This is a genomic window from Streptomyces sp. NBC_01363 (genome assembly GCF_026340595.1).
GTDB lineage: Bacteria > Actinomycetota > Actinomycetes > Streptomycetales > Streptomycetaceae > Streptomyces.
Genome location: NZ_JAPEPF010000002.1, coordinates 940,962 through 955,680 on the forward strand (window position 1 = coordinate 940,962; position 14,719 = coordinate 955,680).

General features: G+C 71.1%; 13 protein-coding genes. 11 read left to right on the forward strand and 2 right to left on the reverse strand.

From position 1 onward, the window contains the following. From OG611_RS32090 to OG611_RS32105, 4 genes are read left to right on the forward strand one after another with little or no spacing between them, the layout of a single operon-like run. Positions 1 to 1,578, forward strand: a complete 1,578-nt coding sequence (locus OG611_RS32090) for a TIGR02677 family protein (protein ID WP_266428202.1) — start codon at positions 1 to 3, stop codon at positions 1,576 to 1,578. Next, a complete protein-coding gene (locus OG611_RS32095; protein ID WP_266428204.1) occupies positions 1,575 to 2,819 on the forward strand; it encodes a TIGR02678 family protein in 1,245 nt (414 codons plus the stop codon). Before OG611_RS32090 ends, OG611_RS32095 begins: the two co-directional genes overlap by 4 nt. Further along, entirely contained in the window at positions 2,816 to 7,012 is a 4,197-nt protein-coding gene (locus OG611_RS32100) for a TIGR02680 family protein (RefSeq protein WP_266428206.1), read from the forward strand. The genes OG611_RS32095 and OG611_RS32100 overlap by 4 nt, the downstream gene beginning before the upstream one ends. After that, positions 7,003 to 8,247, forward strand: a complete 1,245-nt coding sequence (locus OG611_RS32105; protein ID WP_266428209.1) for a TIGR02679 family protein — start codon at positions 7,003 to 7,005, stop codon at positions 8,245 to 8,247. Before OG611_RS32100 ends, OG611_RS32105 begins: the two co-directional genes overlap by 10 nt. Before the next feature lie 129 nt (positions 8,248 to 8,376). On the opposite strand, the gene OG611_RS32110 is transcribed toward OG611_RS32105, so the two are convergent. Next, positions 8,377 to 8,679, reverse strand: coding sequence for a hypothetical protein (locus OG611_RS32110; RefSeq protein ID WP_266428212.1), 303 nt, complete (start codon positions 8,677 to 8,679; stop codon positions 8,377 to 8,379). A 68-nt stretch (positions 8,680 to 8,747) separates the two neighbouring features. Continuing rightward, complete coding sequence (locus OG611_RS32115; protein ID WP_266428215.1) at positions 8,748 to 9,377, reverse strand: hypothetical protein; 630 nt, start codon at positions 9,375 to 9,377, stop codon at positions 8,748 to 8,750. Positions 9,378 to 9,770: 393 nt separating this feature from the next. Here OG611_RS32115 and OG611_RS32120 point away from each other — a divergent pair, with 393 nt between their 5' ends. The 7 genes from OG611_RS32120 to OG611_RS32150 all read left to right on the forward strand — a co-directional run bounded on the left by OG611_RS32120 (position 9,771) and on the right by OG611_RS32150 (position 14,689). Then, entirely contained in the window at positions 9,771 to 11,060 is a 1,290-nt protein-coding gene (locus OG611_RS32120) for a DUF262 domain-containing protein (protein WP_266428218.1), read from the forward strand. Between the two features lie 2 nt (positions 11,061 to 11,062). Continuing rightward, on the forward strand, positions 11,063 to 12,187 hold the full coding sequence (locus OG611_RS32125; RefSeq protein ID WP_266428220.1) for a DUF3696 domain-containing protein: 1,125 nt from the start codon (positions 11,063 to 11,065) through the stop codon (positions 12,185 to 12,187). Positions 12,188 to 12,218: 31 nt separating this feature from the next. After that, the gene (locus OG611_RS32130) at positions 12,219 to 13,151 is read left to right on the forward strand and encodes a hypothetical protein (RefSeq protein ID WP_266428223.1); all 933 of its coding nucleotides are present in this window, start codon (positions 12,219 to 12,221) and stop codon (positions 13,149 to 13,151) included. 101 nt (positions 13,152 to 13,252) lie between these two features. After that, the gene (locus tag OG611_RS32135) at positions 13,253 to 13,555 is read left to right on the forward strand and encodes a hypothetical protein (RefSeq protein ID WP_266428225.1); all 303 of its coding nucleotides are present in this window, start codon (positions 13,253 to 13,255) and stop codon (positions 13,553 to 13,555) included. Beyond that, entirely contained in the window at positions 13,477 to 14,121 is a 645-nt protein-coding gene (locus tag OG611_RS32140; protein WP_266428228.1) for a DUF1998 domain-containing protein, read from the forward strand. The genes OG611_RS32135 and OG611_RS32140 overlap by 79 nt, the downstream gene beginning before the upstream one ends. 41 nt (positions 14,122 to 14,162) lie before the next feature. Continuing rightward, the gene (locus tag OG611_RS32145) at positions 14,163 to 14,528 is read left to right on the forward strand and encodes a hypothetical protein (RefSeq protein ID WP_266428231.1); all 366 of its coding nucleotides are present in this window, start codon (positions 14,163 to 14,165) and stop codon (positions 14,526 to 14,528) included. After that, positions 14,525 to 14,689 (forward strand): hypothetical protein, encoded by a 165-nt coding sequence (locus OG611_RS32150; RefSeq protein WP_266428234.1) that lies wholly within the window; start codon positions 14,525 to 14,527, stop codon positions 14,687 to 14,689. Before OG611_RS32145 ends, OG611_RS32150 begins: the two co-directional genes overlap by 4 nt. The last annotated feature ends 30 nt before the right edge of the window (positions 14,690 to 14,719 follow it).

Sequence of the window (14,719 nt, forward strand, 5' to 3'; positions counted from 1 at the left end):
ATGATCAGCACCACCACTCCAGGCTCCGGGCCCGACGGGTTCAGTCCCTTCGCCCACCTCACCGTGCAGAACACCGCCCTCTATCGTCAGGTGATGCGGGCGTTCGTCATGGCCAAGGAACACTTCGCCGTGCATCTGCGTCCCGAGGACGTGTACGCCGCACTGCCCGGGGAGGTGCGGCCGGGTGAGCTCGACGGGGTCGTCAAGGCACTGGACAAGCTGGTCGAGTGGGGGAATCTGAGGGCCGACCCCGACACCGGGCGGGTCAGCGCCGTCGAGGATTTCTATCGCAAACGCTTCATCTACCAGCTGACCCGGGCCGGGGAGGCGGCCGAGGAAGCCCTTGCCGCCTATGACGAGGCGCTCGGGCGGCGGGGCGCCCTCCAGGCCATCGCTCTGCACGACATCGTCACGCAGCTGCGGGCCCTTCTCGTGCTCACCGCCGACGAGCAGCCGGATTCCGGCAAGACGTACCTCGCGTTCGACGCGGTCGCCAGCCGGTTCGCCGCTCTCGCCGACAACGCGCGCGCATTCATGAGTTCGTTGCAGCGCACCATTGATCTGCACGAGGTGGAGGAAGCCGTCTTCCTCGCCTACAAGGACCGCCTCATCCAGTATCTGGAGCGCTTCATCCAGGACCTGATCACCTTGGGCGGACGCATCGCCCAGCTCATCCTGGAGCTGGAGGATTCGGGCAGGATCGAGGTCCTGCTCAGGGCCGCCGCCGGGCGGGAGGCGGCTGACGCCGCGCCCGAGGACGCGGAGCGTGCCGCACAGAAGGCATACGCCCACTGGTCCGGACGCTGGGACGGGCTCGCGGTGTGGTTTCTCAGCCGGAACGGACGCGAGTCGCAGGCCAGACTGCTGCGTGGCCGTGCCCTGGGAGCCATTCCGCAGATGCTGGCCGTCGTCCGTGTGCTGGGGGAACGCAGGGCCGGCCGGTCGGACCGTTCCGCCGACTTCCGCACACTCGCCCGCTGGTTCGCCGAGGCCCCCGACGACGCGTCGCGGCACCAGCTGTGGCGGGCGGCCTTCGGGCTCCACCCCGCCCGGCACCTCACGGCCGACGCGGACACTCTGGCTGCCCGCCTGGCTGCACCGGTGCCCGCCGCGACCCCCTGGGCCGCCGCGGAGCCGCTGCGGATCAGCCCTCAGCTGCGCCGCACCGGAAGCTACGAGCGGCGGGGCAAGCCCCGCAAGGTCGAGGACCGCCGCGATCGGCGTCGCCACCTCGCCGAGGTGGCGGCCAAGCAGGTAGCCGAGACCGCCGCTGCCCGCGACCGCCTCGTCACCGACGGAGCGGTCAGACTGTCCGAACTCGGCGAGCTCGACCCGGTGTCCTTCGGGCTCTTCCTCCAACTGCTCGGTGACGCGTTGGCCACCTGGCGACCCGGTATGCGGCACACCGTGGCCACCAGCAACGACGGCTCGATGGAGATCAGGCTCAGCGCTCTGGCCGATGGACCGGCGGCGAAGATCCGTACGCCGTCGGGGACGTTCCACGGGCCCGATCACCTCATCGAGATCGTCGACCTGACCGACGGCGACGGGCCGATGCACGGAGGAAGCGGACGATGACCACGCCACCGGCCGAAGTGCTCGACGGGCAGCACGCCGCTGAGCTCCGCAAGGCCGCCCGCGCCCTGCTGAAACAGCCACTCCTCCTCTCCCACGGCAAGCACGCGGATGAGTTCCGGCTCGTGCGACGGCACGCCTCCGAACTCCGCGAGTGGTTCGACCGCAACACCGGCTGGCCGCTCCACGTGGACGCCGAGACCGCGCGGCTGCGCAAGATCCCCGGCGTGCTCCACGACTCCACACACCCCGCACGCGAGGCGACCCGCACCGCCACCCCCTTCACCCGTCGCCGCTACGTCCTGCTCTGTCTGGCCCTGGCAGCCCTGGAGCGCGGCGAGTCCCAGATCGCTCTCGGCCGTCTCGCCGACCAGGTCGTCCTCGATGCCACCGATCCCGGGCTGGTCGCGTCGGGCATCCACTTCACCCTCGACCGCCGGGACGAGCGCCTCGACCTCGCGGCCGTCGTGCGGCTCCTGCTCGGTCTCGGCGTGCTGCGCCGGGTCGCCGGAGACGAGGACGCGTACGTGAACGGGGCGGGCGACGTGCTCTACGACGTCGAACGCCGGGTACTGGCGGGGCTGCTCGCGACACGTCGTGGGCCCTCCACCGTGCAGGCCGAGGCCACCGCCGACCGGTTGGCGCAGCTCGTCACCGAAACCGCCCTCGACAGCGAGGAGCTCCGCTTCCGCGAGATGCGGCACGCACTCACCCGCCGACTTCTGGACGACCCGGTGCTCTACTACGACGAGCTGAGCGACGCCGAACTCAGCTATCTCACCAGGCAGCGGGGGTTCCTCACGGCCCGGGTGGCCGAGCTGACCGGCCTGGTGCCCGAGATCCGGGCCGAAGGCATCGCCATGGTCGACCCCGAGGACGACCTCACCGACGTACGGATGCCCGAGCAGGGCACCCACGGCCACATCACGCTGCTCCTCGCCGAGTACCTGGCGGGGGCGGGCCGGTCCGTCACCACCCACCAGCTCACCCAGCGGGTGCGGGAACTCGCTCTCGTGCACGGCACGTTCTGGTCCAAGGCCGCGCGGGAGCCGGGCATGGAGGCCGAGCTCGTCGAGCAGGCCGTAGCCCGGCTCGCCGCCCTCGGTCTGGTCTCTCGGACCGCCGACGGGGCCGAACCCCGCCCCGCGCTGGCCCGCTACGCGGTCGGCGAACCCGTCGTACTCGAACCAGGCACACCCGGCAGCGCGCGCATGCCGGCACAGCGAAAGGCCGGTCAGGCGTGACCCACCCGCTTCCCGAGCCCCTCCGCACCCGCTGGCAGCCCCTGCGGATCGGGCTCGTCGACCTCTTCCACTACGACGTGGAGGAATTCCACTTCCGTGACGGACGACTGCTGCTGCGAGGCAACAACGGCACCGGCAAGTCCAAGGTGCTCGCGCTCACACTGCCCTTCCTGCTCGACGGCGACCTGAGCCCGCGACGGGTGGAACCGGACGGTGACCCCGGCAAGCGGATGGAATGGAACCTCCTCCTCGGCGGTGAGCACCCGCACACCGAGCGCCTCGGCTACACCTGGATCGAGTTCGGCAGACTCGACGCGAGCACCGGGGAGAGCCACTTCCGTACGCTGCTGTGCGGACTGAAGGCGGTGAGCGGCCGCGGGATCGCCCGCCACTGGTACGCGGTCACCGACCAGCGCGTCCAGCACGGACCCGGTACACCCGTGGAGGGGTTCCTCAGCCTGGTCGACGCCACCGGCACGGCCCTCTCCAGGGACCGCCTGGTCGAAGCCGTCGCCGGCCACGGCATGGTGTACGACCAGGCCAAGACCTACCGCAGAGCCGTGGACGAGGCCCTCTTCGGGCTCGGCGAACAGCGATACGGCGCCCTGGTCGACCTGCTCGTCCAGCTGCGCCAGCCTCAACTGTCCAAGCGCCCCAACGAGGCAGCCCTTTCCCGCGCACTCACCGAGGCCCTGCCACCGGTGGACCAGGCCGTGATCGCCGACGTGGCCGAGGCGTTCCGCTCACTCGACGAGGAGAAGACCGAACTGGCGGCCGCCTCCGCCGCGGAGCGTGCCGCCGCCGGCTTCCTGGAGCACTACCGGCGCTACGCACGCATCGCAACCCGCCGCCGCGCCCGGCTGCCACGCGCCGAGCACTCCCGCTACGAGCAACGCCAACGGGACCTCGCCGAGGCACAGGCACAGCAGGCCGGAGCCGAGGAGGAGCGACAGGCGGCAGCCGAGCTCACCGCGATGCTGGAGGAGCAGCAGAACCGGCTGCGCGCCCAGGACGCGGCCCTGCGGGAAAGCCCCGAGATGCGCAGCGCCAGAAACCTTGAGCAGGCACACCACGAGGTGGAGCGCACGGCGCGTGCGGCAGAGCGCGCGCGGAGCGACCGGGACCAAGCGGTGAGGCTGCACCACAAGGGCCTGGAGCGGCTCGGCGCCGCCGAGAACCGGCTGCGAGCGGTTGACCGGCACGCCCAGGACACCTATCGGCAGGCGGGCGAGGCCGCGGCCGCCGCCCGGGTCGTCCTGCCGGGGGACGACCTGCCGGACGACGGACTCGCCCCGAGTGAACTGCGCAGCGCCGTCGAGGAGTCCGTGGAGCGGGGCCGGCGTGCGCACACCCATGTGACGAGCCTCGCCCGGACCGCCGCCCGCGCCTCGGAGGAACGGCGCATGCGGGCCGTCCGACTGGACGAAGCCGATGCCGACCGGTCCGAGGCCGCGGCTGAGCTCAGTCTGGCCGAGGACGACGTGGTGCACGCCGGACGGGCGCTGCTGGACGAAGTCCGCACCCGCGCCCGTGGCTGGACCGAACTCGCCTATGCGGATGAGCCCGGCCTGCTGGACGAACTCCAGGAATGGGTGGGCCGTCTCCATGGCCCGTACCCGGCGCGGGCCGAGGCCGCGCGCGCCCACAGCGCCGCGTCCGCGCTGCTGGCCGAGCAGGCTGCCGCCGCCGGCCGGCGCCGGGCCGAGCTCACCGGACAGGCCGACGGGCTGCGGCAGGAACTGACCGCGCTGGAGGCTGGCGGGCGACGTCCGCCGCAGCCGCCGCGCACACGCACCCCCGGTCTGCGCGAGCGGCTGACGGGCGCCCCCCTGTGGCGGCTGGTGGACTTCGAGAGCGGGCTCTGCGAAGAGGAACGAGCCGGTCTGGAAGCCGCCTTGGAGGCGTCCGGGATGCTGGACGCCTGGGTGCTGCCCAGCGGCGCGGTTCTCACCGCCGATACCCACGAGGTGCTGCTCGCTCCGGCCGGAGCACCGGTACGGGGCGCGTCGCTCGCGCACCTGCTGCGCCCGGCCGTGGACCACGGGGACGCCGGGGCCGCGGCCGTGGGCGAAGAGACCGTGGCCCGACTGCTCGCCGCGATCGGCGCCGGGCGGGGAGCCGGTGCGGTGGGCGGTGAGCAGGGTGGTGCCAGTGGGGAAGCGGGGCCGGAGGGCGAAGCCGGAACCTGGGCCGCGGTCGACGGACGCTTCCGGGTCGGCGCGCTGACCGGCCGGTGGGGCAAAGCCACCGCCGAGTACATCGGTGAGGGCGCGCGGGAGGCTGCCCGGCGGTCCCGCATGGACGTCATCCGCAGCGAACTCGACGTCGTGCAGGGCGAACTGGAGACCCTCGCGGATCTGGCCGGCACGGTGGCCGCCCGCCGCGGGGTGCTGGACGCAGAGGTGGCGGACGTACCGGACGAGACCGCCCTCACTCGCGCACACGCGCGGGTGGCAGCCGCCGCAGACTCCCTGCGCCGGACCGGTGAACGGTGCGAGGAGCGGGCCGCCGCCCTCCTGGAGGCGACCGAGCGGAGCGAGTCGGCTGCGGCGGATCTCGCGCGGACCGCCGAGGACCTGAGGATGCCGGCCGACGAGGAAGGGCTGACGGCAGTGCGTGACGCACTCGGCGCCCTCGCCGCGGTGTTGGCCGCCCTCTGGCCCGCCCTGCGTGAACGCGGTGAGGCCGTCGGCCAGGTCGCGGACGAGCGTACCGAGGCCGGGCAGGCCGCCGAGCGTGCCGCAGACCTCACGGAGCGCGCGAAGGAGGCGGAGAGCGAGGCGGCAGCGGCCGACGAACGCTTCAGCACCTTGCGTTCCACGGTCGGCGCCGCCGTCGACGAACTCCAGCGCCTGCTGGCGCAGACCGCGGAGGCGTCGCGCACGTGCGAGAGCGAGCAGCGGGCCGCCCACCGGCGCCATGCCGAAGCCGACCGGGCGGCGAGCAAGGCCGAAGGCCGCATCGAGCAGCTGCACGAAGGGCTCCGGGAGGCGGCCGAGGCGCGTACGGAAGCCATTGCCGCACTCCAGCGGTTCACCGGTACCGGGCTGATGGCCGTGGCGGTGCCCGACATCGAGGTGCCCGCCGTGGACGGCGGCGCGTGGGCCGCCACCCCTGCCATCGCGCTGGCCCGCGCCATCGACGCGGCACTGTCCGCCACCGACGACTCCGACAGCGCCTGGGAACGGGTGCAACGCCGGCTCAGCGAGGAGTTCAAGGCCCTCCAGGACACCCTGTCCCGGCACGGGCACCGAGCCTCCGCCCGGATGGTGGAGGACGGCATGGTCGTCGACATCACCTACCAGGGCCGCGAACGAGCCGTACCGGACCTGGCCGCGGCACTGGCTGTCGAGGTCGGCGAACTGGCCCGCATCCTGTCCGCACGGGAGCGGGAGATCCTGGAGACCCATCTGGTCACGGAGGTCGCAGGGACGCTCCAGGAGCTGATCGGCGCGGCCGAGCGGCAGGTGCGGGACATGAACGTCGAACTGGAGGAGCGGCCGACCTCCACCGGCATGCGACTGAGGCTGGTGTGGCGGGCATCCCGCAAGGCCCCCGCCGGGCTCGCCCCGGCCAGGGAGCGGCTGCGCCGGTCGGCCGACGTCTGGACCGCCGAGGACCGCACGGCCGTCGGCGAGTTCCTACAGGAGCAGATCGCCCGCCAGCACACCGACGACGCCTCGGGCAGCTGGCTGGACCATCTCACCGCCGCACTCGACTACCGGACCTGGCACGAGTTCGGCGTCGAACGGCACCAGCAGGGCCGCTGGACCCCGGCCACGGGACCCGCCTCCGGCGGCGAGCGGGTGCTGGCCGTGTCGGTGCCGCTGTTCGCTGCCGCATCCTCCCACTACGCGAGTGCGGGCAGCCCGTACGCACCGCGCCTGGTCACCCTCGACGAGGCGTTCGCCGGGGTGGACGACGACTCCCGCGCCAAGTGTCTGGGCCTGTTGCACGCCTTCGACCTCGACGTCGTGATGACGAGTGAGCGCGAGTGGGCCTGTTACCCGCAGGTGCCCGGCATCGCCATCGCCCAGCTGTCGCGGATCGACGAGGTCGCGGCCGTGCTCGTCACCCGGTGGGAGTGGGACGGCACGCGAAGGCGGCGCGGTCCGGACCCGGTGGGGCACGAGCACGCGGTTCCCGCACCCCGGGCCGAGGCGGCCGACGCGTCGGAGCCGCTGTGGAACTGACCCCCACGACGGCGGTGACGGTCGACGACGTACGGCTGCGCAGACTCCTCGGCGCACCCGGCCTCGGCTGGCTGGTCGACCGTGCGCGCCGACGCCTGGAGCGCGGGCGGCCGCTCACCGGCCCGGTATCGCTGGGCTCGCCCACGGCGGACCAACGGGAAGCGGCAGAAAGGCTGTTGGGGCGCGCACCGGGCGGCGGGCGGTCCTTGTCCGTGCGACTCGACGCGGTGGACGAACTGCTGCGCCGCTCCGGCATCAGCCCGGCGGGACTGGCCGCGGCCGTGGTGGCGCTCACCGGGCCGGTCACCCTCCTCGGCCAGGCGCGTGCCGAGGAGCAGCGGGCCTGGGCACAGGCGTACGCTCCGGTCGACGCCCTGGCGGACGAGGTCCCCGCCCTCCGGGGCTGGGCCGAACGGCTCCGGAACGACGGGCTGGTACGGCGCCTCGCCGGTACACCCACCGCAGCGGCCGACCTGCTCGGCCGGGCCGCCACCGTCGTGAGAGCCCTCCCGGTGGAGCCACCGGTGTCGCTTCCCGCGTTCTCCTCCCGGCTCCTGGGCAGTGCGCACGCGCTCGACGACGGGACTCCGCTCTGCACGCTCGCCCTTTCCGGCATCCGGGCGCTGACCGGGATCCCCGACGCAAGCGGTGCGCAGGGGCGGCGCGAGGTGTGGGCGTCGGTGGGACTGCTGCGTGACGAGCTGTCCTCGACCGTGCTCGCCCTGAATCTGCGGGGGACTCCGGCCCTGGACTGGATGGCTGACGCGGGCGAGCCCGCCGTGCTCACTCTGCGGCAGCTGACCCGTTGCCCGCCTCGCTCGGCGCCGCCGACGGTTCGGATCTGCGAGAACCCGGCCGTGCTTGCCGCGGCAGCCGACACGTACGGCACGCGGTGCGCGCCTCTGGTCTGCCTCCAGGGGCAGCCGTCCGCCGCCGCTCTCGTCCTCCTGAGCCATCTTCACACGCAGGGCAGCCGCTTCCACTACCACGGCGACTTCGACTGGGGAGGTCTGCGTATCGCCGCCGCCCTGCTGCGGCGGGTTCCCTGGAGCCCGTGGCGCTACACCGCGGCCGACTACCGCGCCGCCGTGCACACGCTGCCCGCCGGCCCGCCCCTCACCGGGGCCCGGGCCGACGCCCCGTGGGATCCCGGTCTGCCGGACGCGTTGCAGGAGGCGGGTGTGCGGGTGGAGGAGGAGGCTGTGCTGAACGATCTGCTGTCCGACCTCGGATGAGATGAGGAGACAGGCCCTCCGTCACGTCCGGGAGTGGCCGTGACGACGACCGTCGTCCGCGGGACGCCGGGTCGTCGTCGCCTCCGCGTCTCAGATGTCCCAGCAGAGCCAGGCGGCCTTGTGACGGTGTCAGGCCGCGTTCGAACACGAAGGCGGACCGTCGTCCCGCAACAGGGACGACGCACGGCCGGCGTCGCGGTCGGCATGCCGGGGTAGGTAACGGCTTGCTCGGCCGTGCCAGGTGACGATCAGCTCGTCTCGTGCCCTGGTCGCTGCCACGAAGAGCAGGGAACGGGCTCGCTGTTCCTCCTGGCGGTATCGATCGGGGCCGCTCAGCCGGAAGGCCTCGATGCGCTGATGGGGAACCAGTTTGCCCGGCTTGAGGTCCCGGTGAAGCAGCCCCGCGCCGTGGATGGCGCGCAGGGCGTCCACCAGGGCGAGACCGGATTCCCGGCATGAGCCGCATCCGGCTCGGCGCCTGCGAGAAGAGGGTCGAGGTACTACTCGAGGAGTTGAGGCGGCAGGGTGTACCGGCGGAAGGGTGGCCGGACAAGGGGGAAGTCGTCGACCGGTGGCACCGTATCGCCGCCGGTCGGTGTGGGTCCGTACTGCTCCAAGCGGTGCCTCTCCTGCTTGCCTGGCTCCCCCTCTGGTGGGCGAATGCGTTCGCCCGGACCGAGGAGGGCAGTCCGTTCTGGATGTTCGCCGCAGTGACTGGGTTCGCCAGTGTCTCTATCGCGCTCATGGCTGCTGACGATCGGGCCACTACGGTCTCCGACCCGGCCGGGGCCGTCACGGTGGAGGCGATCCACTTTCTGGAAGGGTTGCTCATCCCGGTCCGGAGCAGACCGCAGGACTCCGCGCTGGATGCCCACGGCAAGCAGTTCCGGCGCCTCTGCAAAGCCCTGCGGGCCCATGCCCGACATGGAGCCCGCACGATGCCGCATGCTGTTCGCGAGAGCCTGTGGGAAACCACGGAACGCCTGATCACGGCCCTCGACGAGGGCAATCAGCGCTACCTCCTCGGTGACGGCGTGCACCGCTCCGCCGCAGAGCTTGACCTGTCCCGGCTGGTCGCCGACGCTCTCCGGCACAGCTGTCGCGCGCGCCCGGCGGGACAGCCTGGTCATCGTCGACCCCCGCCTCCTCGCGAACACCCCGGAACCCGAAGGGTCAGGTTCTCTGGCGGAGCCGCTGAGGAGTCGGTTGCTGGCCGGTGCGGGCAGGCTCGCGGTAGCTGCGGGACTTCTCGCCGGAGCCTTCCTCTTCCCGGGTGGGGGAGAGGTATCGCACCTGCTGGCGGTGGCGGGCCTGGCCGGTGCCGCTGCGGTCTGGTCGCCTCTTCGTGAGGCCCTGAGCCGGGGTACGGAGCTCCTCACCGGCCGTTCGTCCACTGCCACGGGATCCGAGACGGCGGGCGGCGAACCGAGTCCCACGGCACCGCCCCCGTCCTGCCTCTCCTGCGCCGGTCGTCCAGCCGTCACCGCGGGATCACGGCCGGTAGGGTGAGGAGTCAGGACGGAGTGATCCGGCACGACACGAGGGCGAGGGCGACGGACGACATGGCCGCGCTGGAGGACAGCAGCCAGAGGCGCACGCGGGACCAGCGGTCGGTCTACGAGCGTTACCAGGAGGTGCCGGGGGAGCCCCCTACCCTGGACGAGCTCTTCGGTCGGGAGACCGCATCCGACGGGCAGCCCACCGACGTCGAGCGGGAGGCCACCGAGGGCGGTGTCGACGAGATCACTTCGCCTTTCGACCCCGAGCACATCGACATCGATACCCGCACGACCACGGTCGACCTGCTGATCTCCCGGCTCCGCAACGAGATGATCGACCTCGCGCCCGACTTCCAGCGCCGGGCCGGTATCTGGACGGACGAGAAGCAGAGCCGCCTGATCGAGTCGCTGCTTCTGCGCATTCCCATCCCGTCCTTCTACGCCGCCGAGCAAAAGGACGGCAGCTGGGCCATCGTGGACGGCATTCAACGCCTCACCTCCATCGCTCGCTTCTTCGACGCGGAGACGGTGAACGCCGCACCGTTGACACTGAAGGGGCTGGAGTACCTGCGTAATTTTGTGGGGGCGGGCTTCCACGACCTCTCCGGCAAGCTTCAGATCCGGCTGCGCGAGACCGAGGTCGTCGTCCACGTCATCAGGCGCGGCACCCCCGAACCGGTCATGTTCAACGTCTTCGCCCGTATCAACACCGGCGGTGAACCGCTCACCCGCCAGGAGATTCGGCACGCGCTCATCCCGGGCCGCTCCAGAACCTTCCTCGCGGAACTCGCCGAGTCCGAGGAGTTTCGCAGCGCCACCGGCTACAGCGTGGTCGGGGACCGGATGGCCGACCGGGAGATGGTGCTTCGCTTCCTGGCGTTCCGGCTCACACCTCCGGACGGATACCAGAACGGCGACTTCGACGGGTTCCTGGGCCAGGCCATGCACCGCATCAACCGCTTCGTACCCGCGGAAGAGGCGCAGCTGCGGAACGAGTTCACCCACGCCATGGACGCGGCCCAGGCGATCTTCGGCGTTCACGCCTTCCGCAAGTACCGGCCGGGGCAGCAGCGCAAGTCCCCCATCAACAAAGCCCTGTTCGAGACCATCGCGGTGAATCTGGCCGGGCTCGCCCCGCCCCAGCATGACGTGCTGAGGCAGTTGGACGTGCTGGGCCTGTTCGCGGACCTCATGGAGGACACCGAGTTCGAACGGTCCATCTCCGTGGCCACCGGAGACCCCAAGAAGGTACGGAAACGGTTCGAAGCCGTACAGGAACTCTTCGAAGACCTCCTCGAACACGGAGACGCCTGACAGTGATCACTCGGCTCACCCTGGTCAACTTCAAGGCGTTCCGCCGCCTCGAACTCCCCATGGGCCCCTTGACCCTTCTCACCGGACTGAACTCCTCCGGCAAGAGCAGTGTCGTCCAGTCCCTCGCCCTGCTTCGCCAGTCGTTCGGGCCCGACCGGGCGACGGCCCCCCGAGGGGGGCTGCTGCTCAACGGCGAGCTGGTGGAGTTGGGAACCGCACGCGACGTCCTGCACGACGACTTCGGTCCCGCCGACGACCTGCTGGCCACCCAGGCGCCTGTGGTGGGTCTCGTTGTCGAAGGGGGTGACGCGGTCCGCGTCGCCGCGTTGTACGACGCGGAGCAGCCCGACGAAGACGTGATGGAGGTGCGGGTGTCGCCGGAGCTCCCCCAGTTGCTCGACACGCCGTTCCAGTACCTGCACGCCGATCGCATCACGCCGGCCGTCACTTACCCGCGATCACGGCAGGTAGCCATCGACCGCGGGTTCCTCGGAGTCCGGGGCGAACACACGGTCAACTACCTGCGCCACTTCACCGAGAGAGAGGTCCCCGAGGGGCCACTGCGCCATCCGGGCGCGGTCTCCCCTCAGCTCCTCGACCAGACGGTCGCCTGGATGCAGGAACTCTGCCCCGGTGTGAACCTCCAGGCTTCCGCGATCGAGGGCACCGACTTCGTCCGTCTCTCCTACGGCTTCGGTGGCACCGCCGGTATCAACGCCACCCGGCGTCGCCGCCCCACCAATGTCGGCTTCGGCCTCACCTACGCCCTGCCGATCGTGGTCGCCTGTCTCACCGCCACTCCCGAGAGCCTGATCCTGCTGGAGAATCCCGAGGCCCATCTCCACCCCAAGGGGCAGAGCAGGATGGCGGCACTGATCTCGGCGGCCGCTGCTACCGGGGCGCAAATGATTGTCGAGACCCACAGCGACCACGTCCTCAACGGAGTCCGCCTTGCCGTCAAACGGGGAGACCTACAGCCGGACGAGGCCCTCATCCACTTCTTCAAAGGCAACGGCTCGGGTGCAGAGGTCATCAGCCCTCGGGTCGACGAGGACGGCATGCTGGCCCAGTGGCCAGAAGGGTTCTTCGACGAGTGGGAGAACTCACTGGATCAGTTGCTGGACTGACGAAGAGCAACCAACAGTTGAGGGGGGAAGCGTGCCTCTGTTGTTCCTAAACGAGAAGTCCTGCGGCGTTACCTGTGACCCGGACCGCGCCGATGCGGCGATGGCCGACCTCGTCGACGCCGTGCGCGCCGTCGCCAAGGAGGACCCGGGTGAGACTTCTCTGGTCAGCGAGGTCGCGCTCAAGTCACTGGAAATCGCCGAGGGCTATCCGGTCGGCAAGTGGATCGGGGCCAGCCCGAAGAATCATGTCCGCTGGCAGCGTCTCCTCGGCCTGCGGAACAGGTCCCCGGTCCGCAGCGTCTTTCCGGAACCGGATGCGGACGGCCATCTCGACTACCGCCACGGGGGAGAAGAAGTCCAGGCCCTGGGCGCCGCGCACTTCATGGATGCTGTCGCGGTCAGCCTTCCGGTCTCCCGTGAGTGGCAGACGTCCGAAGTCAGTATCGAACGCAGCGAACTCGTCGAACTCGACGACGGCTCCTTGGAGTTCGAGCACGAGACGGTCGACGTACGGCATATCTCGGCCCTGCCGCACGTAGAGGAACACCTCGGCTGGATCCGGGCGTGGAGCCTGGCCCGGGCAGTGACCGGCCGCCAGATCTGGGAACGCAGGGCCGACCTCTACCCGAGCCTCCAGTTCCTGCCCCGTACTGAGGCTCAGTTCAGCAACCTCGATGCGCGCTGGGTCGTGCCCGTGCGACGTTGCCTGGAGCGGCTGGATGCCGCAGCCGCCGCATGGGACCCTGCCACGGCGCATGAGCCGGAATGGCGGAGCAAGGTGACTCCGGAGGGCGAGACGCGCAAGCGCGTATGCCGGTTCGAAGACCTGGACGGGCAGTGGGAGACGTTCCACCTCCACGCCCGCTTCACCCCGGGCGCCGGCCGAATCCACTTTCGCCCCGTCGGGGAAGACAGCAAGCTTCGCATCGCGCACGTCGGTGGCAAGATCCGCCCAGACCTCTGACTGGACTCCCGGACAAGTCCCACAGACATCGGCGAGACCCTCCTGGCTCGCTCATGTGAGAGCCAGGAGGGGGAGCGACGTTGGTTCCCGAAGGCCCTCAGATGTCCCGGAAGATTGTGAAGCTGCTGCTCGCGCACGAGCTGCGCAGCGAGGCGCTGCGCATCCTCATTCCCGCGGTCACCGCCTACACCGAGGACCGGCTGGCCTCGTTCAAGGCGCTGCTCCTCGCAGGCATCGCCCAGAGCTACGGCGGCGACCCCGACGACCTGGCCGTGGTTACCGACTCGATGCCCGAGCCCGGCAGCGACGTCCGCAGCACTTCCTCGTGCTGTACGACTCCCTGCCCGGCGGCACCGGCTATCTCCACCGGCTCGCGGGACCCGACGGGCTGCACGACGTCCTGACCCGGGCCCGCCAGATCATCGAGCAGTGCAGTTGCGGCGGGGAGGACCGTCCCGCATGCCACCGCTGCCTGCTGCGATACGTCGACGGCGGCGAGTACGAACTGGTCTCGCGCGAGCACGCCCCGGACATGCTCGGCGAACTCTTCGGCCGCACCGGCGACGCATGGAGCATCGAGGAGACCGGCACGACGCGAGACATCAGCCTCGTGCAGCAGGTCGAGAGTGAGCTGGAGGCACTGTTCCGCCGGGGGCTCCTCGCCTGGGCCGAGGGCTTCGACGGCGTGAGCGTGCGCACCGCGCAGACGCCCGACGGCGAGCGCGACACCACGCTGCGGTTCACGGCCCCGGACGGCACGGTCAGCGGCTGGCGCATGGGAACGCAGACCGACCTCGGGTTCACCGTGCCCGACGTCGTCTTCCGCAGCCTGGACGACGACCGCAAGCGCGTCGCCGTCTATCTGGACGGCTACCGCTACCACGCGAGCCCCGACCACAACCGCATCGCGTCCGACGCCGACAAGCGGACGGGCTGCGCACCGGCCATGGCTGGCAGGTCTTCCAGCTGACCTGGGACGACGCGCGGCCTGCGGCCTCGGCCGCGGGAGCCGTGCGCGATCCGGCGTGGGACGAAGTCGTCGACTACCTGGTGGAGGAGCCCGGGCTGGCCGAGCTGGTCGAGGCGCTGGTGCGCTCCGCCGTGCCCGCTCCCGAGGCCGGATTCGAGCTCGGCGAAGCCGCCTGGCCCGCCGAACTGGCCTGGCCCGCCCACCGCGTCGGAGTCGTCCTCGCTCCCGAGGAGGACGAAGCCGCACGCGCCGAGGCACGGGACCGCGACAGCGCGTACGCGGCAGCGGGGTGGACCGTACGGACCGCGGTGGAGTGGGACGCCGGGGAACTCGCGGCCGCCCTGACCCGGATCCCCGAAGCAGACGGCCGACCGGCCGCGAACGACGACGAGGAGCAGGACCGATGACCAGCACCGGCGGGCCGAACGCGGGCGCGACCCTCCGCCTGCTCGACAAGGCGGACAAGGAGATCGTCAAGCTGGACCGGGCGATCGTCGGGGCGGTCTACGATTCCAGCACGAGTTCCGCAAGAACCCCGAGGCGCCGGGCTTCGACCTCAAGCCGCTGAAGGGCCACGAGCAGCTGTGGTCGGCGCGCG